Origin of the sequence: [Zimmermannella] bifida NBRC 103089 (assembly GCF_001570925.1) — a bacterium.
GTDB classification, from domain to species: domain Bacteria; phylum Actinomycetota; class Actinomycetes; order Actinomycetales; family Microbacteriaceae; genus Gulosibacter; species Gulosibacter bifidus.
Genome location: NZ_BCSP01000005.1, coordinates 70503 through 91354 on the forward strand (window position 1 = coordinate 70503; position 20852 = coordinate 91354).

Here is a 20852-nt window from a genome sequence, read left to right on the forward strand (position 1 = left end):
TTGCTGTCCAGGGGTTATTTATCCAAATTGGGCAATCTGGTCGTGCCATCACTGGTCGCAGGAATGCTGAACAAAGGAGCACGACATGAAGGCGCTTGTTTACAAAGGTCCAGGCAAGAAGGCCTGGGAAGAAGTCCCAAACCCCGAGATTCTTCACCCGACCGATGCCATCGTCAAGATTGACACCACCACGATCTGCGGCACCGACCTGCACATCCTCGGCGGCGACGTTCCTGCCGTAACCGAGGGCCGCATCCTCGGACACGAAGGTGTTGGACACGTCATTGCTGTGGGCGACAGCGTCACCAACTTCAAGGTTGGCGATCGCGTCATCGTGTCGTGCATCTCGAAGTGCGGCGTTTGCGAATTTTGCCAGAAGGGTTTCCCTGACCACTGCCAGTCAAACGAAGCCGGCGTTGGCTGGATCCTCGGCCACATGATCGACGGTACGCTCGCCGAGCAGGTTCGTGTTCCATTCGCTGACGGTTCGCTGCACCACTTGCCTGACCACGTCACCGACGAGCAGGCCGTGTTCCTCTCGGACTCGCTGCCAACCGGTTACGAAGTTGGTGTGCTTGCCGGTCAGGTTCGGCCCGGTGACACCGTTGCCGTTGTCGGTGCGGGTGCCGTTGGTCTGTCGTCGATCCTCACCACCTCGCTCTGGGGTGCGTCGAAGGTGATCGCGATCGACACCAACGAGTTCCGTCTCGAAAAGGCACTCGAGTTCGGTGCAACCGACGCCATCCTCTCCGACGAGAACACCCGCGAAAAGGTGCTCGCCCTCACCGACGGCCTGGGCGTCGACGTGGCCATGGAAGCGGTGGGCTACCCCGAAACCCTGCAGCTGGCCGCATCCCTCGTGCGCCCACGCGGCCACATCGCGAACCTCGGCGTGCACGGCAAGCCGGTGGAACTGCCGCTGGACACCATGTGGATCGGTAACTACACCCTCACCATGGGTCTCGTGGACGCTACCTCGACGGCGACGCTGCTGAAGATGGTTGCCTCGGGCAAGCTGCCGAGCGAGAAGATGGGTACGCACGAGTTCAAGCTCGACGAGATCGAGAAGGCCTGGGACGTCTTCGAGAACTCGGCCAAGGAGCGTGCGCTGAAGGTCGTGCTCAAGGCCTAACCTGCCCACGGTCAAGCGGGCGCGGTGTATCGAATGTGGATGCACCGCGCCCGTTTGCGTGGCGGCGGCGAACGGTTGCAGAACGGGATGCACGTAAGCTGGGATACATGACTACGGTGCGCGTGAAATCGGTGCGTGACGAACCCGCATCGACCGACGGGTACCGCATCCTCGTCAATCGGCTTTGGCCGCGCGGTATCAGTAGAGAACGGGCCGCGATCGATACCTGGTGCAAGGACATCACGCCCAGTACCGAGTTGCGCAAGGACTACCATGCCGAACGCATTGACTTCGAGGTGTTTCGCGAGCGCTACCTCGACGAAATTACCGAGAACGCGGCAGCCGCGGCCGAGTTTCGCGCGCTCGTTGCCGAACAGGGCACGGTCACGCTTGTCTACGACTCCAAGCTCGAAAACAACCACGCCACCGTGCTGCGCGAATGGCTGGCGAACGAATGACGGCATGCAACGCGACCGGCGGTGCGATGTCGCTACCCGCACCGATTTTTGAGTCGTTTCTCGTGCTCGACGGGCGCGTGACGGCATTTGACCTGCACGTTGCGCGATTTACCGCAGCGGTCACCGATGCGTTTGGTGCCAACGTCGCCGCGCAGATTCCCGCGGTCGTGGCCGAGCTTCGTGCCGGATGCGGTGCGGGCGCGCGGTTTCCGAAACTTGTCGCGACACCCGACGGCGTGCACTGGCAAGACCGCCCGGCACCACCCCGCACCGCGACGCTAACGGTCGCACCGCATCCGGTAACCGACACCAGAATGCATCCCCAATTCAAGGGACCAGAGCTTGCCTGGCTGCAGGAACAGATGGCCGCAGCAGGCAACGATGTTGTGCTCGTCCGCGACGGCGTCGTTGCCGAAACCGCGACCGCGGCCATCCTCGTTACAGAGGACTCACACGGCGGGGCGGGCACGCGCATCCTGACCCCAAACGCGCCCGCACTCGCCTCGACCACGCTTGCCTGGTTCGCCGCGACCATTGCCAAACCCGAACGCGCCGCGATCACCTGGCACGAGCTATCTGCTGCCGCGGCGGAAGGCCGCGCCGTTGCGCTGAACGCGTTGCACGGCCCGCGCACGCTGCAGATTCGCGGCATCGAACCACCGGCATTGCTCGCGCGCGCAGCCCAGCAGCGCGCCGATGCTTGGCGTGAGCGCTGGTACTCCGACGGGCAGCCATGCACATGACCCGGTTACTGTGCATCGACTTTCACGACTCGTTCACCTACAACCTGCGCGACCTCGTCGTGCAAGCCAGCGGTATCTTGCCCGAGGTCGTGCCCTTCGATGATCCGCGACTTACTGCGGCCTTCCTCGCTGAATTCGACGCGATCATCCTCTCACCTGGACCGGGCGACCCGAACAATCCTGCCGATACCGGCCGCATCCCGCAGCTCATTAGGGCCTATCAGGGGCCGGTGCTCGGAGTCTGCTTCGGCCACCAAATTCTCGCGCTCTTGAGCGGCGCTACCGTCGGCCGCATTACGCCGCAGCACGGCTACTGCTCGACCCTGCGCGTTCCCGAAGCCACGAACCCCGGTGCGGTGATCGTGCGCGACGGTCAGCAGGTCGTTCGCTACCACTCGCTCGCCATCACCGGTGGTACGCAGCGCCTCATCGTTGACGCGGTGGCCGAAGACGGCAGCATCCAGGCCATCCGGGTACCCGACCGACGCTGGTGGGGCGTGCAATTCCATCCCGAATCGGTGAAATCCCAAGACGGTATCGCGCTCATCAAGCGGTGGATGCACGCCGCCGCGCTCACCCAATCGGTCACGTCCCAAACGCCATCGGTTACGGCCACCGCACCACAGCCCGTCGCTTCCGATCAACCCGCGCCACCAGCAGGTCGCAACGTCCCGCTCCACTGGCGCGAAATCCCCAGCCCGCGCCGCACCGCGCCCGAAGCGTTCACGGCCATTGCTAACGGTGCCAGTGCCGCTTTCTGGCTCGACAGCGCCGCACTAACGGCCGGCGCTCGGTGGTCGTTCCTCGGTCTGGCGGGCGAAGTGCTCACCGCCGACGCACACGAAGTGACGGTGCGGGATGCCGACGGCCGCGTCACTGCCCGCGAACCGGGCGGCGCGATCGCAGCGCTACGACGCCGGGACATTACGGGAGTAGGTGGGCCCGACGGTGTGCCGCTACTCGGTGGCTGGGTCGGCGCGCTCGGCTACGAGGCCCGGCGTGAATTCGGGTTTGCAACCACCAAGACACCCAACGAGCCCGAGGCAATGTGGCTGCGTGCTTCGCGCTACCTGGCATTCGATCACGAGTGCGGGCGCGTGTGGGCGATTGCGGAGGTGCAGGGACCGGCGGCAGAAACGTGGCGACCCGCTGCGGCATGGGTTGACGCCATTACGCAGTGGATGCAGACGCCGGAAACGGAAACCGAAGCGGCGCCGCGGCTGCCTGCGGGGCAGCTTGACCGCATCCGCCAACTGCCAGAGCACCGCGCCGCCGATGACGCCCGCTACCGTGCACTCGTTGCGCGAGCGCAGGAATCGCTGCACGCCGGCGACTCATACGAGGTCTGCCTGACGACGACGGCCGAGCTCGACATCGACCTGACGCCCACCGAAACGCTGGCCCTGTACCTGCAGCAGCGGGCCGCGAACGCCGCACCGTACGCCGCGTACTTGCGGGCATTCGACACGGCCATTATGTGCTCGTCACCGGAACGCTTTCTGCAGATTCGCGACGGCTTCGTCGAAACGAAACCAATCAAGGGCACCGTTGCGCGCAGCGAGGATGCAGCAACCGACGCGCAGCTTCGCGAGTGGCTGCAGCACGACGCCAAGACCGGTGCCGAACTGCTGATGATCGTCGACCTCTTGCGCAACGACCTCTCACGCGTGTGCGTACCGGGCAGCGTCGTGACGCCGGATGCGGCAATCGTTGAAACGTACGCCACCGTTCATCAGCTACTCGGACGCGTCTGCGGCCAACTGCCTCCGGAGGCGAACCCCTGGGATGCGATCGCCGCGGCATTCCCGGGTGGATCAATGACCGGCGCACCCAAAGAACGAACCTGCGACATCATCGACGAACTCGAATCGCGCGCTCGCGGGTTCTATGCCGGCACGCTCGGCTACGTGAGCGGCAAGACCGCCGACCTGAACATCATCATTCGTTCATTGACGTACCACGCGGGGACGCTGCGTGCCGGTGCCGGGGGAGCCGTGGTGCTCGCATCCACACCCGAAGGCGAACTCGACGAGATGCTCGTTAAGCTCCGCGCCGCGATTCCCTAATGCGGTAGTTGCCAGAACAACGGCAGCGCCAGTGCTTAGAAGTCGAAGATCTCGACGCCCGCGGCAGCCAGTGGTTCGCGTACCGAGGCGTCGGGCTCATCGCAAGCACCGTAGCCGAGCTGCTGCAGGTTCGGGAAGTTGGCCACGGTGACCTCGGCCCACGACTTGACGGTAAACAGCTCGGTTTCACCATCCCACGATGGGCACGCGATGCCGTACAACTCGTTGCCGCCGTCCCAAATGAGTTCGGTGATGGCGGCGAGCTGCTCGGGTGTGAAGTCGACGTCCTTGATCCACGCTTCGGCAGCGGGGAGCAGCTTGTCGTATAGCTCTTCGCCGTAGATCAGGTCTTCGGCGCCGTCCCAATCAACGTTGTACGCGGCCTCAACCCAGTCGTGACCGTGGTCGTACGGGGGAGCGATCTGTTCAAGCTCCATCAGCGCATTTACCACGAGCGCTTGAACGCCAAAGTCTGCAAACTTCACGGTTACTCCAATTGGTTCGGCACCAAGTCGGTGGCTGCAATGTTGCGAGGCCCATGGCCCGGAAACCCAGGCGGCCACGTTTCACCAGGAGCGTAGGTGCTCGCGGTGAAACGTGGCCGAGAATCCCGCCGTGTCAGAGCAGATTCAGTCCAAGAGCGTGGTCGATATCAGTTTCGGGTCGGATGCAGTTCGGCGCGTTCGTCATCCGTGGGTTCGATGACGTCATGGTCGCTGGTCGACGGCGCGAGGTTGCCGCTGAATGCGTCCGGAGCGTTGTACACGTCGAGGTCGAGCGTGCCGTCGCGCTTTGCGACGATTACGGGTACCAGCGCCTGGCCCGCCACGTTCAGGGCCGTGCGGAACATGTCGACGATCGGGTCCACGGCCAGGAGCAGTCCGAGGCCTTCGAGCGGCAGCCCGAGGGTGGAGAGCATCAGTGTGGTGATGACCGTGGCGCCGGTCAGCCCGGTAGTTGCAGCAGAGCCGAGCACGGACACGGTGATGATGAGGAGGTAGTGGTAGGCCTCGAGCGGAATGCCGTAGAAGTTCGCCACAAAGATCGTGGCAATTGCCGGGTAGATTGCGGCGCAACCGTCCATCTTGGTGGTCGCTCCGAGCGGAACGGCGAACGACGCGTAGGCCTTGGGCACACCGAAGTTCTCGATGGCGACGGCGCGGGTGACGGGCATGGTGCCAAGCGAAGAGCGCGAGGCGAACGCAAGCGCCACGGCCGGCCAAACTCCCGAGAAGTAGCGGCGCACCGACAATCCGTTGAGCTTAACGATTACCGGATAGACGATGAACCCGACCGCGAAAATTCCGATAAGCAGGGCCGTGATGAAGGTGCCGAGGCTGCCGAGTGTGGTCCAACCGTAGGCAACTACGGCGTAACCGAGCAGTGCAGCCGTACCGATCGGTGCGAGTCGAATGACCCACCACAGGGCCTTTTGCACGATTTCGAGCAGCGAATCAACGACCTTCAGGAACGGAGCCGCCGCATCCCCAACACGCAGCGCAGCCACGCCGGTGGCGATCGAGATCACCAGGATCTGCAACACATTGAATCCGACCCTGGCGCCGTCTTCAGATACGGAGACCGTCAGTCCAAGGAAATTCTGTGGAATGAGCCCCTGCAAGAAGTCGAACCAGCCACCGGTCTTGCTCGGCGCCTGTGCTTCGCTCACGACGAGGTTCTCACCGGTACCCGGGTGGAACAGCAACCCCAGGCCGATGCCGATCACCACGGCAATGAGCGAGGTGATTGCAAACCACAGCAGCGTGCGCCAGGCGAGGGACGCGGCGTTGGTGACGCCACGGAGCTTCGCGATCGATGACACAACGGCCAAGAAGATGATCGGTGGCACCAGGAGCTTCAGCAGCGTAATGAAGCTCGAGCCGACGGTGTCGAGCGTGGTAGTGAGCCAGTTGGGAGCTTCGACTGCGTCAGTGCCGGCAGTTGGCCCGATCTGCGCAGCCAATAATCCGAGACATACGCCAACCACCAGGCCGATGATGATTTGGGCACCAAACGGCACGCGGAATCGACGGATGCGGCCGGTATCGCCGCCTGCTGGATTAGTTGTAGTTGAAACAGTCACCCGTGAAGCGTACGACCAATACGTGTGCGCGCATACGTTTGTTACTTCAGATGACGATCTGTGACGTCACATTGCAGCGGTTGCGCGAGGTTGGAATCGACAGGTTGAATGCTGTGTCGACACTGTTTATTTGTTACCTCGGGTCAATCCGGTGAATGCCGGTCGCCACTGGTGAAGGATGCGGTCTGGCTGGTGAGCTACATAGTCGGCCCGCTCGGCCTTGCTATTGGCTGAGCTAGCCCCGAAAACCATGGCGTACAGTCATAGCTGTGACTCGCATTGCCTCATCCACCGTCGGATCCGGCCCGCAGCGAGTGGTGTTCATCCACGGTCTGCTTGGGCGCGGAAAAAACTTCAACGCAATCGCGCGGGCGCTTGGCGATCGCTGTACCAGTCTGCTGATTGACTTGCCGAACCACGGTGAGTCTGAGTGGACTGAGCGCTTCGATTACACCGAGCAAGTCGACATTGTGGCCGACTTTCTGCGCGCCGACTTTGCCAGCGCTGGTCCCGTTGCGGTTGTTGGGCATTCGATGGGTGGCAAAGTGTCGATGCTGCTGGCGTTGCGCTATCCAGAGCTCGTCGAACGGCTAGTCGTTGTCGACATGGCGCCGAAAGACACCGGCGAAGCCTCGGATGCCATCAAGGGCATCATCACGGCCATGCGCGACCTCGACCTCAAATCGCTGAAATCTCGCGTCGAAGCCGATGAGATCCTGCAAGCCTCGATCGAATCGCCTGCGGTCCGAGCATTCGCGTTGCAAAACCTGCGCCGCGTCGACCTCGGATTCGGCTGGCAGCCCAATCTAGAGGTGCTCTACCACTCGCTCGCGATCATTCGGGACTGGCCAGACATGTCGTCGTATACCTACGACGGCAAGGTGCTGTGGATCGCCGGCGGTCGCTCGGCGTACACCAGCGAAGAAGACGCGCAGGCGATGCGGCGCCTGTTCCCGAACGAACGTCGATTCGTCATCAAAGATGCTGGTCACTGGGTGCACTCCGAAGAACCGGCGATCTTCACGCAGGGGCTGCGGCGCTTCCTCGAACGCGTGTAACCGCTCGCCGCGAGATTCCGGCGTATTCGGGTGCCATGCATCCGGATTCGCGTAGGCTCCCAGCAGACCATTCCCGGTAACAAAGGAGTTCCTATGGACACGCAGCAACCAGTCGACCCGCAGCTTGCCGCGCTGCAGGGCAGCGTTGTTGTGGTGCGGGTTGGCAAAGTAGCACCACGGTCGTGGAGCGGGCGTTCGTTTGATTCGGCTGCCGTTAAAACGCCGCAAGCGGATGCGGTGGCGATTGGCACGCTCGGATTGGCCGGTGACGAACAAGCCGAGAAGATTCACGGCGGCCCCGAGAAGGCCGTACTCATGTACGCGCAGCATCACTATCCGGCATGGCAGTCCGAAGGATATGACCTGCCCGAGGGCGCGCTGTTCGAAAACATTACGATGACCGGTCTCGACGAGACGTTGATCCACCTCGGGGACACCGTGCGTGTTGGTACTGCGTTGCTCCAGGCCACGCAGCCGCGACGCCCCTGCTACAAGATTGCCGCGCGTTGGGGCATCAAGAATCTGCCGCGATTGGTGCAGGGTAAAGGGCGAACTGGCATCTACTTTCGGGTGCTCGAACCGGGCGAAGTGCGCGCGGGGGACCGCATCCAAGTGCTCGAACGACTCGAGAACTCGGTGCCTGCCGCAGAGGTTAATCGCATCATGAACGTCGACCGCGACGATGTCGCCGGCATCCAGGCGCTGCTCGCAAGCCCCGAGCTGCCGCCGCGGTGGCGCCAGCAGCTCGAGCGCAGGCTCGAGGGGCACTTCGAAAGCGACGCAGCGCGCCTGGGCGAAGACGACTAGTTCGGTTGCCTATTGCGTGGGATTTGCGCAGCAGGCAACCGAAGTCAGCAGCTCGTTAGTGCTGCGTGAGCTCTTCAATCAGCGCGAGCACACGACGGTCAATGTCGTCGCGCACCAGTCGCATCCGTTCTTCGCCATCGATACCGCGTAGCGACGGCTCGTCGATCTCCCAAACCACGGCTGGGTGGCGCAGCTCGAGCGCCGGGTCGAGCTGCGCTTCAGTACCAACGAGCACGATGCGATCCATGCGTGCCGTCAGCGCCGGGTCCATGGGCTTCGGGATTTCGCCGGCCATGGATGCACCGAGTTCAGCAACGCTTTCGGCCGACAGCGCGTTGATGGTGCCGCCAGGTGTTGGCGCAGTACCGGCCGAGTGAATCTCTAAGGTATCGCCCGCGTGCAGCCGTGCCAGGGCGGCGGCCATCTGCGATTTGCCACCGTTCTTGACGCAGACAAACATGACTGCGGGTTTCGCGGCTGGGGTGTTGTTCATGGTGAAGTCCTTTGATCGTGAGTGCTGGGCTGATGGTGAATTTTGGATACGTGGTCGGCGTTAACCACGCGGGGCACGGTCGGGGAGCGCGGCCTTGGCATCAGCTGGTTGCGGATGCGGGAAGTTGCGTCGCAGTGCAAGCGATACGTAGACGAGCGCCACGAGAATCGGCACTTCGATGAGCGGACCGACAACGCCGGCAAGCGCTTCACCCGAAGTGACACCGAACGTGCCGATAGCGACGGCTATGGCGAGCTCAAAGTTATTGCCCGCCGCGGTGAATGCGAGGGTGGTCGTGCGCGCGTACGACATGTGCAGCAGGCGTCCAGTCAAGTAGCCGGCTCCCCACATGATGGCGAAGTAGCACAGCAGCGGCAGCGCAATTCGCACCACGTCGAGTGGGCGACTGGTGATCTCGCCACCTTGCAGCGCGAACAGAATCACAATCGTGAACAGCAAACCGATCAGCGCGAACGGCGAAATCACCGGCAAGAAGCGCGACTCATACGCTTCGCGGCCAGCGCGGGCCTCGCCGATTCGGCGCGAGAGGTAACCAGCCAACAGCGGAATGCCTAAAAAGATCAGCACCGACTTGGCAATTTGCAAGGGCGAGGCGTCAAGGCCCTGAGTTGGCAAGCCCAGCCACGAGGGCAGGACATCGAGATAGAACCAGCCGAGCACAGCAAACATCAGCACCTGGAATACCGAGTTGATCGCGACGAGCACCGCGGCAGCTTCGCGATCACCGCAGGCCAGGTCATTCCAGATAATCACCATGGCGATGCAGCGGGCGAGGCCAACGATGATGACGCCGGTGCGGAACTCGGGAAGATCCGGCAGGAACAGCCATGCCAGCGCAAACATGATCGCGGGGCCGAGTACCCAGTTGAGCACGAGCGAGGATGCGAGCAGCTTGCGGTCGTGCGTGACGGTGTCGAGTTCGTTGTATCGCACCTTCGCAAGCACCGGGTACATCATCACGAGCAACCCGATCGCGATTGGCAATGAGACGCCGTCGATCTCGATTGCGGCGAGCGCGTCATTGAGCCCCGGAATAAACCGGCCCAGTGCGAGCCCAGCGAGCATGGCCAGCAAGATCCAGACCGGTAGGAATCGGTCAAGTGCCGAGAGTTTTGGGGTTTCGCTGGATGCGGTGCTCGAGGCAGCCGCGGACGTCGCGCAGCTTGTGGCCGACGATGGCGATTCAGGCATAGGGCAATTCTCGCGTTCGGCATCCGGCATCACAATGGCGAATCGCCGCCATTATTCCGCTATTGGCGTTTGCTCGGGCAGCACGTCAAGTTAGTGAGAATGATTCACAACAGGTACCCTGACGGCACCGTCGTGTCACACCGTGCTCGTGCAGCGTGTCGATGCGGCAAACCCCGAATCACGGAGCCACATCAACAACACGCGAGGAGCTTGCATGAACGAGATGCTGTCAACGATCTGGTGCGCGAGTGACTACACCCCGACCGCACACCGGCTCGAACGGGTGGTGCCGCAACTTGCCGACCGCATCCGCAGCTTGGTGCCCGCAAGCGGCACGCCACACCTCGTTGACATTGGTGCGGGACATGGCGAGCTCGCACAGCTACTCTGCGACAGCGGATATCAGGTCACCGCCATCGAGCCGGCGTTCCGGATGCGCGAAACCGCAGCCGCACGAGGTATCGCCCGGCAGGCAACGTGGTCGGATGCAGTTGGCGAGGCGACCGGCTTGGAAACCGGCAGCGTCGAAGGGATCGTCAGTAATTTCGGGGCATTCATGTGCCGAGTGCCGGAAGGCCCCGCCGAATGGGCTCGCATCCTGAAACCTGGCGCGCCACTCGTATTTTCTGCCTGGGACAACACCGGATTTCTGTCGGACATGACCGACCGCATGCTCGCGGTGTCTGGTGGCGAGGCACCCCACCTGCACTGGCGTGAACACGTGCACGAACGATTGGGCGAGGCCTTCACCCAAGTCCAGGTCGACCGATACGAAATGCCGTGGGAATTCGATTCGGTCGAGGCGGCCATCGAAGAAAACGAAACCGGTAGCCCCGTGCACGCATTCATGATGTTGGCGCTGGGGGAGCGTGCCGGTGAACTGCGCGAAGCGCTGCGCACCTGCTTTAGCGAATACGTTGACCCGTCAACCGGCCGAGTACGTGGCACTGCCGCCTACCTGATCGTGCAGGCACTGCGCGCGGCTGCCTAACCACACGCAAAACAAACGGTGGGCTGGATGCGAATACCTGCATCCAGCCCACCGTTATCTTGGGTGCGCCCCGCGTTACAGCGTTGACGCTACGAGGTCATCAAGCGACTTCGGCGAGAGGAGGTATGGTGCCACCTCAAATGGCGTGATTGCACCGACGGTGCCCTGCGCCCGCAGACGAGCTGCGGCACGGCCGTAGGCGACCATGACGGCACCGGTGAAGTCAGGGTTGCGGCCGAGCTCGAGCTCGAACGAAACAGCGTTGTGCGAGTCAACGAGCTGACCGGCGGTAATAACCTGGCCACCGTGCGGCATGCCGGTGTGGTTGGCTTCGAACTCTGCTTCGCTCACGAATTCAACCGTGGTGTCGTAACCGACGAAGTAGTCGGGCATGGTCACGATGGTTTCGCGGATGCGGTCGTGGTCGGCGGCGTCGGCCACGATGACACACTGACGCTTGTGCGCCGCCTTCGGGTCAACCGGCTGGCCGGCCTTAGCGGCTGCGACGGCGTCTTCGCTCGGCACGGTGTACTGCACGCCGCGCTTGACGCCTTCAATGCGGCGGATGGCATCGGAGTGGCCCTGCGATACGCCAAGGCCCCAGAACGTCGCCTGCTGCGGCTGTGGGAACAGCGATGCGGCGAGCACGCGGTTGAGCGAGAACAGGCCCGGGTCCCAACCGGTGGAGATCAGCGCGAGGTTGTCGCCTTCCCGTGCAGCCGCATCCATCTTGGCGCGGTGCTCAGGAATGAGGTTGTGGTTGTCGTAGGTGTCGACGGTGGTGAACTGCTTCGCAAACGAAGCGGCCTGTGCTGGCATGTCCGTGGCGCTACCGAGGCAGAGGAAGAGCACATCGACTTGGTCGCGATGTGCGGCAATGTCATCTACCGAAAACACCGGGGTCTGGGTGTCGAGCGAGTCGCGGCGCGAGAAAATACCGTGCAGGTCCATGTCGGGCTGCTGGGCGATCAGTGCTTCGACACTGCGGCCGAGGTTGCCGTAGCCGACAATGCCGGCGCGGATATTGGTGGTCATGGAAGTCCTTAGGTAATTCGAGTTAGACCCGGCCGTTAACTGCGGCGGGCTGCGAGTCGTTCGGCAACAAAGTCAACGTCTTTGTCGCCGCGGCCCGAGAGGTTGGCGATGACGATGTCATCGCTCGAGAGCGTCGGCGCAAGCTTGCAGGTGTAAGCAATGGCGTGCGACGACTCGAGGGCAGGAATAATGCCTTCGGTGCGCGAGAGCGTGCTGAACGCATCGAGGGTTTCGTTGTCATCAACCGAGACGTAGGTGACTCGGCCGAGGGTCTTGAGGTGCGAGTGCTGCGGGCCAACACCCGGGTAGTCGAGGCCAGACGCGATCGAGTGCACTGGCGAAGGCTCACCCTGTTCGTCTTGCAGCACGATGGTCTTCATGCCGTGCAGGGTGCCGGGGGTACCAAGGGTCATGGTTGCGGCGTGACGGGTGCCTTCGAGGCCTTCGCCGGCTGGCTCGACACCGAAGATTTCGACCTCGCGGTCATTGAGGAAAGCGTCGAACAGTCCCATGGCGTTTGAGCCACCGCCAACGGCAGCGACCAGGGCATTCGGCAGTCGACCTTCTGCTTCGAGAATCTGCGCACGGGCTTCGCGACCGATGATTGACTGGAAATCCCGAACCATCGACGGGTAGGGGTGTGGGCCCACAACGGAGCCGATCGCAAAGAAATACTCGTGGTACTTGGCGGCATAGGTTGCAAACGCCGAGTCAACGGCCTCCTTGAGCGAACGGCCGCCTTCTTCCACGGCGACGACCTTCGCGCCGAGCAGCTCCATGCGCACAACATTGGGGTGCTGCTTGGCAACGTCAATGGCGCCCATGTGAATTTCACATTCGAGGCCGGTCAGCGCGGCCGCGGTGGCGAGCGCAACACCGTGCTGACCCGCGCCAGTTTCGGCAATGAGCTTCGTCTTGCCCATGCGCTTGGCGAGGAGTGCTTCACCGAGGCAGTGGTTGATCTTGTGCGCACCGGTGTGGTTCAGGTCTTCGCGCTTGAGGTACACCTTGGCACCGCCGAGCTTGGCGGTGAGGTTCTCGGCAAAGTACAGCAGCGATGGGCGGCCAACGTACGTGCGCAGCAATCGCTCGTACTCGCCCATGAACGTCGGATCCTGGCGGGCTTCCGCATACGCATCCCGAACCTCAGCAATCGGCTCGACCAAGAACGGCGGCAGCTCGGCGCCACCGAATTCGCCGAAGTATCCGTCGTCGTTGGCGCGATACTGCGGGTTCGGCACGTGCTGCGTTGCGGCGGCGTCGGCGGATGCGTCGTGTTGGGTATCAGTCAATTTGGGCTCCTTGCCTCGTCACGGTGCCACCTCCCGGAAACCAAACGAATCGCCTCCGAAAAGGGGCGATTCGAACAGATTGCAATGTTGAAGAACCGCCTCTCAGGCGGCCCACCAATTCCGTGCAATTTGCATGCTGAAAAGCGTAGCACCAGACACCCCGAAAACCGCGGCATATCGCGATTCACGCACACGAACGTGATTGCCGGTGCACTGTTCGAGCGCCGCAACTGTGGGTGCAGCGCTCGAACACTGTCGCTTAGGACTCTTGGTCGGAGGCAGGCGTACCTGCCGCCGAAGTGGTTGCCTCGGGCGTTTCCGCGTCGGCTGCGGCGTGCCCCTCGTGCTTGCCGTGGTGGTTACCAAACGGCAACACGTGCAGCACACCGACGATGATCGAACCGAGAATGAGGCCGAATACGAGCGAGCAGCCGGTGTTAATCAGCCAGCCGAGCAGTCCGCCGATGGTGGGTACTGCCGCGCCCATCAACTCCAATTGGTGCACGAGCGAATACGGTGCCGAAACACCCAGCGAGTCGAGCCCGACCAAGAACAGGTGGCCACCGACCCAGAGCATGGCCACGGTGCCAACGATGGAGATGACGTCGAAGACCCGCGGCATGATTTGTACGAGCCACAGACCAAACTTGCGCTTGCCTGCACGGCCGCTTTCGGCCATCCGCAGACCGATGTCGTCAACCTTCACCAAGAACGCGACCGCACCGTAGACGGCAGCGGTGATCACGATGGCAACGACCACCAAGATTGCCAAACGCTGCCAGAACGGCTGGTTCGACACCTCGTTGAGCGCGATCACCATGATTTCGGCGCTCAGGATCAGGTCGGTGCGAATGGCGCCCGAGGTAATCGCCTTTTCGTCTTGCGGATTGTTGTCGGCAACCGCGGGCGTTTCTTGTTCGGCGTGGTGTCCCGAGAACTTTTCGATGACCTTTTCGGCGCCTTCGAAACACAGGAACGCGCCACCGAGCATGAGCAGCGGCTGCAACAGCCACGGGATGAACTGGCTCAGCAGTAGCGCCACCGGCAGGATGATGAAGAGCTTGTTGATGATCGAACCGCGGGCGATCTTCCAAATGATCGGCAACTCGCGGCTCGGTTCGATTCCCTGCACGTACTGCGGCGTCACCGCCGCATCGTCGACGACGACACCGGCAGCCTTGGCCGAGGCCTTGACCGCGGCGGCGGCAACATCGTCGATGCTGGCCGCGGCAGCGCGTGCCAGGGCCGCAATATCGTCAAGGAGCGCAACAAGACCCACAGACATCTGCGTGGTTCCTTTCGTATGTCTCGAATACTGTGTGCAGTGACCGAGACGGTGCGAGAAATGAACCACTTACTTTACGCGGTAATGGTGTCGTTACGACGATGAATTTCGAGTGGCGGCGCCGGTCTGCGCTAGGGAAGCCGACCGAGTGAGCGCGCTAATTGCCGGAGCCGTTCGCCGGCTTCGCGCAGCACCTGCGGCTGCTTACTAAACGCAAATCGCACCAGTGTGGGTGCAGCGGCCGCATCACGGTAGAAGGGCGACATCGGAATGGCCGCCACACCGATCTGTCGGGGCAATTCCTCGCAGAATGCGCGGCTATCGGTGAATCCGAGCGACGCAATATCGGCAACGACGAAATAGCCGCCCTCGGGAACGAACGGCTGCAGGCCCGCGCGAGTCAACGCATCCAACAGCAGGTCTCGCTGCGCTTGCAGACCATCGCGAATTGCGGCGATGCGGTCGGCGGGCAGGGCTAACCCAGCGGCAATGCCGCGTTGCATTGGGGCGGGGCTCACAAAGGTCAGGTGTTGCTTCACCGTGGCGATCGCGGCAATCAGGTTCGCGGGGGCCGTGATCCAACCGACCTTCCAGCCGGTGGTCGCAAACGTCTTGCCGCCAGAGCCGACCGAAACGGTGCGTTCGCGCATCCCGGGCAGGGATGCGATCGGCAGGTGCTGCCGCCCGTCAAACGTCAGGTGCTCGTACACCTCGTCGGTGAGCACAACCAGGTCGTGCGCGCGGGCAAGCTCCGCAATGTGTTCGAGCTCCTCGCGGCGGAACACGCGTCCGGTCGGGTTATGCGGTGAATTGCACAAGATCATGCGCGTGCGCGGGGTCACGGCTGCCGCGAGTTCATCGGCATCGAACCGAAACTCTGGGGCGTGCAAGCGAACTGGCACGAGCGTCGCACCGGCGAGTGTGGCGCCCGCGTCGTATGAGTCATAGAACGGCTCGAAGGCAATGACCTCATCACCCGGTTCTAATAGCGCCAATTGTGTTGCCGCCAGGGCTTCGGTGGCGCCGACGGTCACCAGGATTTCGGAATCGGGGTCATAGCGCAGCCCGAAGAAGCGGGATCGGTGCTCGGCGATCGCCTCGCGCAGCGCGGGAATACCTCGTGCGGGGGGATACTGATTTTCACCGGCAAGGATGCTGCGGCTTGCGGCTTCGAGTACCTCACGCGGGCCATCGCCGTCGGGAAAGCCCTGGCCGAGGTTGATGGCACCGTACTCGGCCGCCAATGCCGACATCTCGGCAAAGATCGTGGTCGTAAAGCGTTGCATGCGTTCGTTCAAGCCAGCCATTGCGACAGCCTAGCGAGGCGCACCTTGGTCGATCCGCGGCGCACGTAACCCAAGGTCATGTTCAGCCTGGCTTGCCAAACTCTGCGCATGGCTACTACTGCATATCAAGGAACCACCATCAATCTCGTCGGCATGCTCCCGAACGTGGGTGATGCCGCCCCCGACTTCACCCTCACTGGCGAAGAGCTCAACGACGTCACGCTGCAGGACTTCGCGGGTAAGCGCGTCGTGCTCAACGTGTTCCCTTCGATCGACACCCCGACCTGTGCTGCATCGGTTCGCCGCTTCAACGAAGAAGCCGCATCGCTCGATAACACCGTCGTCATCACCGCTTCTAAAGACCTGCCGTTCGCGCTCTCGCGTTTCTGCGGTGCCGAAGGCATCGAGAATGTTGTCGCCACCAGCGCTTTCCGTTCGACGTTTGGTGTGGACTACGGCGTCGAACAGGGCGACGGCGACATGCACGGGTTGTTCGCGCGCGCGGTGATCGTGGTGGATGAGTCGGGCAAGGTCGCGTACACCCAGATCGTTCCCGAGATCGCCGATGAACCGGACTACGAACCGGTACTCGCAGCACTCAAGTAGAACAACGAGACGACGACCCAGCACGGTGGTGCTGGGTCGTCGTTGTCTAGAGCTCGGTGGCGAAATGCTGCGAGGCGAGTGGTCAGCCGTTGTTACTCACCCGCGTGGATGAAGTCGAGCATGGCCGCCTGCTCGCGCGCGGTTTGGATCTCGCCGAGTCGGTACTGGTGCTCAAGCTTGGCGACATTGGTTTCGCTATTTGAGATCGTCAGGTTCTCGGGGCAGAAGAGATAGGCGCGGCCTTCCTTCTCCAAATCAAAGAGTTCCGCCCGCGTGTGGTTGTAGCGTGCCGGACGCTGCAAGATGCCGTTAATGACAGCGGGATGCTTGCGGAACACCTGGCGAATCAGGGTCGATACGCGTGCCGGTGGTTTGTAGTAGTCGCGCGACCGAGTCATCACCACCAGGAACCGTTCGTACCCAGCCCGCTTTGCCGCATCCAGCGCAAACCCGCCGGTCGGACCGAGCGCACCGTCGACGAACACATTGTCGCCAATTGTGACCGGCGGCATCAGAATCGGCAGCGATGACGAAGCTCGCACCCGAACCAACAAGTCTCGCATCACCGATACATCGCTGCGTGACCAGTAGTGCATCTTGCCCGTGCGCATTTCAAACGCACCGATGCCGAAGTCGGTCTGGTTCGCCTGATACGTCGCCCAGTCATAGGGGAATGCCTGGTGCGGTTCGGCTGTTTGCTCGTAAATGTATTCCGCCGAGAACCGGCCCTTGCCTTCGAGCCAGGTGCGCCACGACCCGAAGTTTGGGTCGGCCGCGAAATCAACAAACGATTCTTTGGCACGCTTCGCGTCACGCGCCAGGTAGCTCGCCGAAAGGCTCGAGCCAGCTGAGATGCCACCGACCCAGTCAAACCAGACGCCCTCGTTGATGAGCATGGCGCAAACTGCCGAGGTGTACGCCGCACGCATGCCACCGCCTTCAAAAATCAGTGCGGTGTTGTGCACATTCGTGGGCAATACGGTTGCCGGCACGATCGACTCGGATGCGGGCGACTGCGGGTTCGGTGAATCGTTCACGTGCACCAGTGTGACAGCACCACATGACCACCGCCGCCGACCGACATGCTGTTACCGTGCATCCATGCCCGCAAATGCTTTGCCACGCAACGACGACGCCAACGCGCTCGACGACCTATTACAGCGCGTCGCACGTGATGCGCGCGACCGCTGCGTCGCAGCCGGTATTCCGCTCGAGCATTTGGCCGAGTACGTGCCACCAACCAGACGGTTGTTCGGGATGCGCCCGGCACGGTTCGCGTCGATCGGTCGCGGCTGGCGATTGGGCGTCGTGGTCATCGATGAACACGGACAGCTCTGGCGCGCCGGTGCGACGCTTCGCGCTCACGAGCCACCACCGCACAAGGGGTACACCGCAGAAAGCGCTCGCGCCCGAGACGAGATGCGCCACGCAGCGATTCGCGGCGGATATGCCGAGGGAACGGTCGTGCATTACGACTGCCGCGAGATCACGGCGGCGTCACTGCAACAAGCTAGCGCAGCCGGTGACGCGTCGCCCGCCGACGGAGACCAGCCCGTAGTGCTGCGCGGCCAGGCAATCTACGTTCGTTGGTCGGCACACTGCGCCATCGAGAATGCTGTTCCGCTGGAGCAGTACCTCGCTGAACGGCTCGAACTCATCGGTGCTTAGCACGCGCCTGATGGTTTGTGCTTGTGCCGAGCCACCAAGAAACTGGCTAATCACACGGAAAGGTGCCACCATAGGGCACCGTGCCTAACGGAACCGCGCAATTGACGAACCTAGTCGGTAGTGTCCTGAAGCCCGGGGAGACCCCTCTGGTGATGCAACCGGCTCGCTTTGTCGAATGCGAATTTGAGCTCACCGACCACCGCTTTGCTGACGAAGACGAACACGCTGGTGAAGACACGGCAACCGACCGCGCCGCCGCATTGCAGCAGCCCGGCGAATCGGATGCACAGTGGCAGAAGCGCGTCGTGGCACTGCTTGAGGATGGCTCGTACTACGGCTGGTCGGGATGCGAAGCCCTCGCGTTGCGCAAGGCGCTCGACGCACCAACCACCAACATCCTGGTCACCGATGACCGCGTGCTCGTCATCGACGTCAACAATGTGGACGAACCAGAAATTGAGTGGGAGCAGTCCCGGACCGCAATGCACCGCGTGTGGAAGCACTCGCGGTTCATGGAACCCGGCCGCGTCATTATGGTCTTGAGTGATGGGTCGGTGCTGGTTGTGCACGTCGGCGTTCTTGGCGGCAAGCGGGCTGAGAGCTTGGTCACGGCCTGCACCGAAGCTCGCTAGCGAGACGGATCCAGCGAGGACGGTACCTATGCGCCGTCAACGACTGCGCGGTTTCGGCCTAGCATTGATGCATGGCTGACCCCGCAACACCGGTCACCGCAAGTGACCTCACCCGTAATGAACGTCTAGACCGACTGCCCTACGGCAAGCGTCACAACCGCATGCTCTTCGGGTCGGGAATTGGCTGGGCGCTCGACGCCATGGACGTCGGGCTGATTTCGTTTGTCATCGCCTCGCTCATCAGTCAGGGCCTCATTACCAAGGGCGAGGGTGCGCTGCTGGCGTCGATCGGTTTCGCGGGCATGGCCGTTGGCGCCACTCTCGGTGGGCTGTTCGCTGACCGAATAGGTCGCCGCCAGGTATTCGCGCTGACGCTGGTTATCTACGGTGTCGCAACTGGTATCTCGGCGCTTGCCGCCGGCGCCTGGATGCTGACGCTGCTACTCGTGCTGCGGTTCTTTGTAGGGCTCGGACTCGGTGCGGAACTTCCCGTTGCGGCAACGCTGGTCTCGGAGTTCGCACCTGCTCGCATTCGCGGTCGCGTGGTCGTGTGGCTCGAATCGTTTTGGGCGGTCGGATGGATTCTGGCGGCAGTTATCGGCACGTACGTGATCGCCCCGCACGCCGACGGCTGGCGCTGGGCACTCCTGCTCGGCGCGGTTCCGGCTGCCTACGCACTCGTCGTGCGCATGGGATTGCCTGAATCGGTTCGATTCCTCGAGTCCAAATCACGCCACGACGAAGCCGAGCGCATCGTACGCGACTGGGAACGCGCCAGCAGGATCACCGCGACGATCGAGCAGGCCGAGCTCGATCGCATCCGCAGCCAGCGTGAGCGCGAGCAACGCGAACTCGAGCAGCTCGGTCGTGACGTTAACGACGCCTCACGCACCACGATCTGGTCGCCCAGGTATCGACGCCGCACGCTCGGGCTTTGGATCATCTGGTTCTGCATCAACCTCAGCTACTACGGTGCGTTCATCTGGATTCCAAACCTGCTGGCTGGCGCTGGGATGTCGCTGGTGAAGTCGTTCACCTTCACCCTCATCATGACGCTCGCGCAGCTTCCCGGCTATGCGGTGTCCGCAGGGCTCGTGGAACGCTGGTGCCGCCGTAGCACGCTGGCGACGTTCCTCGCCGGTTCGGCGCTTGCCGCGGCATTCTTCGGTTGGTCCGGGCTCGAAGGCAACACCGGTTTCGTGATCGCGGCCGGATGCTTGCTTTCATTCTTTAACCTCGGTGCCTGGGGTGCGCTCTACGCCATTGGGCCGGAGCTCTACCCGACGGCGATTCGTGGCACCGGCTCGGGCGCGGCCGCTGGCTTCGGGCGCATTGCCTCGATCATCGCGCCGTTGCTGGTGCCGTTCGTGTTGGATAAGACCGGCGGCGCGACGATCGTCGTGTTCATCGTGTTTGCGATCGCCTTTGGCATTGCCGCGGGTGCGGCATTCCTGCTGCCCGAGCAGCGCGGCAAGCAGCTTGCCGACTAGCGCGGCGCCTGCTGGCAGACGCAACGTGCGCTGGCTAGTCTCGAAGCATGACTGATTCAGCTGCTGCCGCATCCTCGCAACCGACTCCGCGCATCCCGAACGTGCCGCTCACGCGCCGCGCGCTCGTGCGCAACACCGCACTCGTCGGTGGCGGTACCGCCGCAGCCATGCTGCTCAGCGGCTGCAGCGAACAGGGTGGCGGTAGCCAGAAGGCCGCCGAACCGTTCGAAATTGCTGCAAGTGAGGTGCCGGTTGGTGCCGGCATCGTGCTGGCGCAGTACCGCGCCGTGGTGACGCAGCCACAGGAAGGCACGTTTAAGGCGTTCAACGCCGAGTGCACCCACAAAGGCTGCCTCGTTTCGGAGATTCGCGAAAAGGGTGCGTTCTGCGGCTGCCACTCGAGCTACTTCGACATCAACACCGGTGAGGCCGTGTCGGGCCCGGCCCAGCTGCCGCTGCCAGAACTCACCGTGACGAAGAACGGCGACATGCTCTCGGTAACGCCGTAATCACGG

At 62.6% G+C, this 20852-nt stretch carries 21 protein-coding genes; 12 read left to right on the plus strand and 9 right to left on the minus strand.

Annotated elements, in window-relative coordinates; all coding sequences use genetic code 11:
• Nucleotides 1-85: 85 nt before the first annotated feature.
• From ZBI01S_RS05750 to ZBI01S_RS05765, 4 genes are all read left to right on the plus strand, one after another.
• Nucleotides 86-1132: an alcohol dehydrogenase catalytic domain-containing protein gene (locus ZBI01S_RS05750; protein ID WP_066057660.1), complete on the plus strand. Its 1047-nt coding sequence runs from the start codon at nt 86-88 to the stop codon at nt 1130-1132.
• Between the two features lie 107 nt (nt 1133-1239).
• A complete protein-coding gene (locus tag ZBI01S_RS05755; protein ID WP_066057663.1) occupies nt 1240-1590 on the plus strand; it encodes a DUF488 domain-containing protein in 351 nt (116 codons plus the stop codon).
• The gene (locus tag ZBI01S_RS05760) at nt 1587-2333 is read left to right on the plus strand and encodes an aminotransferase class IV (RefSeq protein ID WP_066057665.1); all 747 of its coding nucleotides are present in this window, start codon (nt 1587-1589) and stop codon (nt 2331-2333) included. The genes ZBI01S_RS05755 and ZBI01S_RS05760 overlap by 4 nt, the downstream gene beginning before the upstream one ends.
• Nucleotides 2330-4399, plus strand: coding sequence for a chorismate-binding protein (locus tag ZBI01S_RS05765; RefSeq protein ID WP_066057668.1), 2070 nt, complete (start codon nt 2330-2332; stop codon nt 4397-4399). The genes ZBI01S_RS05760 and ZBI01S_RS05765 overlap by 4 nt, the downstream gene beginning before the upstream one ends.
• A 35-nt stretch (nt 4400-4434) precedes the next feature.
• On the opposite strand, the gene ZBI01S_RS05770 is transcribed toward ZBI01S_RS05765, so the two are convergent.
• Nucleotides 4435-4884, minus strand: coding sequence for a DUF6892 domain-containing protein (locus ZBI01S_RS05770; protein ID WP_066057672.1), 450 nt, complete (start codon nt 4882-4884; stop codon nt 4435-4437).
• Between the two features lie 167 nt (nt 4885-5051).
• Nucleotides 5052-6482 (minus strand): dicarboxylate/amino acid:cation symporter, encoded by a 1431-nt coding sequence (locus ZBI01S_RS05775; RefSeq protein WP_083524550.1) that lies wholly within the window; start codon nt 6480-6482, stop codon nt 5052-5054.
• A 269-nt stretch (nt 6483-6751) separates the two neighbouring features.
• On the opposite strand from ZBI01S_RS05775, the gene ZBI01S_RS05780 reads away from it, so the two are divergent.
• Both ZBI01S_RS05780 and ZBI01S_RS05785 read left to right on the plus strand, forming a co-directional pair.
• Nucleotides 6752-7540 (plus strand): alpha/beta fold hydrolase, encoded by a 789-nt coding sequence (locus tag ZBI01S_RS05780; protein WP_083524551.1) that lies wholly within the window; start codon nt 6752-6754, stop codon nt 7538-7540.
• A 93-nt stretch (nt 7541-7633) separates the two neighbouring features.
• Complete coding sequence (locus ZBI01S_RS05785; RefSeq protein ID WP_083524552.1) at nt 7634-8347, plus strand: MOSC domain-containing protein; 714 nt, start codon at nt 7634-7636, stop codon at nt 8345-8347.
• 55 nt (nt 8348-8402) lie between these two features.
• Here ZBI01S_RS05785 and ZBI01S_RS05790 read toward each other — a convergent pair whose 3' ends face one another.
• Together ZBI01S_RS05790 and arsB are read right to left on the minus strand one after the other, a co-directional pair.
• The gene (locus ZBI01S_RS05790; RefSeq protein ID WP_066057682.1) at nt 8403-8840 is read right to left on the minus strand and encodes an arsenate-mycothiol transferase ArsC; all 438 of its coding nucleotides are present in this window, start codon (nt 8838-8840) and stop codon (nt 8403-8405) included.
• A 60-nt stretch (nt 8841-8900) separates the two neighbouring features.
• Nucleotides 8901-10052 carry an ACR3 family arsenite efflux transporter gene (gene arsB / locus ZBI01S_RS05795; RefSeq protein WP_066057685.1) on the minus strand — a complete coding sequence of 384 codons (1152 nt, stop codon included), beginning with the start codon at nt 10050-10052 and terminating at the stop codon, nt 8901-8903.
• A 214-nt stretch (nt 10053-10266) separates the two neighbouring features.
• On the opposite strand from arsB, the gene ZBI01S_RS05800 reads away from it, so the two are divergent.
• Nucleotides 10267-11043 carry a class I SAM-dependent methyltransferase gene (locus ZBI01S_RS05800; RefSeq protein WP_066057688.1) on the plus strand — a complete coding sequence of 259 codons (777 nt, stop codon included), beginning with the start codon at nt 10267-10269 and terminating at the stop codon, nt 11041-11043.
• Nucleotides 11044-11118: 75 nt separating this feature from the next.
• On the opposite strand, the gene ZBI01S_RS05805 is transcribed toward ZBI01S_RS05800, so the two are convergent.
• The 4 genes from ZBI01S_RS05805 to ZBI01S_RS05820 form a co-directional block, all read right to left on the minus strand.
• A complete protein-coding gene (locus ZBI01S_RS05805) occupies nt 11119-12078 on the minus strand; it encodes a diaminopimelate dehydrogenase (protein ID WP_066057691.1) in 960 nt (319 codons plus the stop codon).
• Between the two features lie 35 nt (nt 12079-12113).
• Nucleotides 12114-13370, minus strand: coding sequence for a tryptophan synthase subunit beta (gene trpB / locus ZBI01S_RS05810; protein WP_245610550.1), 1257 nt, complete (start codon nt 13368-13370; stop codon nt 12114-12116).
• Nucleotides 13371-13629: 259 nt separating this feature from the next.
• Entirely contained in the window at nt 13630-14655 is a 1026-nt protein-coding gene (locus tag ZBI01S_RS05815) for a DUF808 domain-containing protein (RefSeq protein WP_066057694.1), read from the minus strand.
• A gap of 131 nt (nt 14656-14786) precedes the next feature.
• Nucleotides 14787-15962, minus strand: a complete 1176-nt coding sequence (locus ZBI01S_RS05820) for a pyridoxal phosphate-dependent aminotransferase (RefSeq protein WP_066057697.1) — start codon at nt 15960-15962, stop codon at nt 14787-14789.
• A gap of 87 nt (nt 15963-16049) precedes the next feature.
• Between ZBI01S_RS05820 and tpx the strand changes: the two genes are divergently transcribed.
• Entirely contained in the window at nt 16050-16547 is a 498-nt protein-coding gene (gene tpx / locus ZBI01S_RS05825) for a thiol peroxidase (protein WP_066057832.1), read from the plus strand.
• A 92-nt stretch (nt 16548-16639) separates the two neighbouring features.
• Here tpx and ZBI01S_RS05830 read toward each other — a convergent pair whose 3' ends face one another.
• Nucleotides 16640-17584: a patatin-like phospholipase family protein gene (locus ZBI01S_RS05830; RefSeq protein WP_083524564.1), complete on the minus strand. Its 945-nt coding sequence runs from the start codon at nt 17582-17584 to the stop codon at nt 16640-16642.
• 64 nt (nt 17585-17648) lie between these two features.
• Between ZBI01S_RS05830 and ZBI01S_RS05835 the strand changes: the two genes are divergently transcribed.
• From ZBI01S_RS05835 to ZBI01S_RS05850, 4 genes are all read left to right on the plus strand, one after another.
• Nucleotides 17649-18215 carry a hypothetical protein gene (locus tag ZBI01S_RS05835; protein ID WP_066057700.1) on the plus strand — a complete coding sequence of 189 codons (567 nt, stop codon included), beginning with the start codon at nt 17649-17651 and terminating at the stop codon, nt 18213-18215.
• A 149-nt stretch (nt 18216-18364) separates the two neighbouring features.
• Nucleotides 18365-18847 (plus strand): hypothetical protein, encoded by a 483-nt coding sequence (locus ZBI01S_RS05840; protein ID WP_159421422.1) that lies wholly within the window; start codon nt 18365-18367, stop codon nt 18845-18847.
• Nucleotides 18848-18918: 71 nt separating this feature from the next.
• Nucleotides 18919-20337: an MFS transporter gene (locus ZBI01S_RS05845; protein WP_066057706.1), complete on the plus strand. Its 1419-nt coding sequence runs from the start codon at nt 18919-18921 to the stop codon at nt 20335-20337.
• 47 nt (nt 20338-20384) lie between these two features.
• Nucleotides 20385-20846 (plus strand): Rieske (2Fe-2S) protein, encoded by a 462-nt coding sequence (locus ZBI01S_RS05850; protein WP_066057709.1) that lies wholly within the window; start codon nt 20385-20387, stop codon nt 20844-20846.
• The last annotated feature ends 6 nt before the right edge of the window (nt 20847-20852 follow it).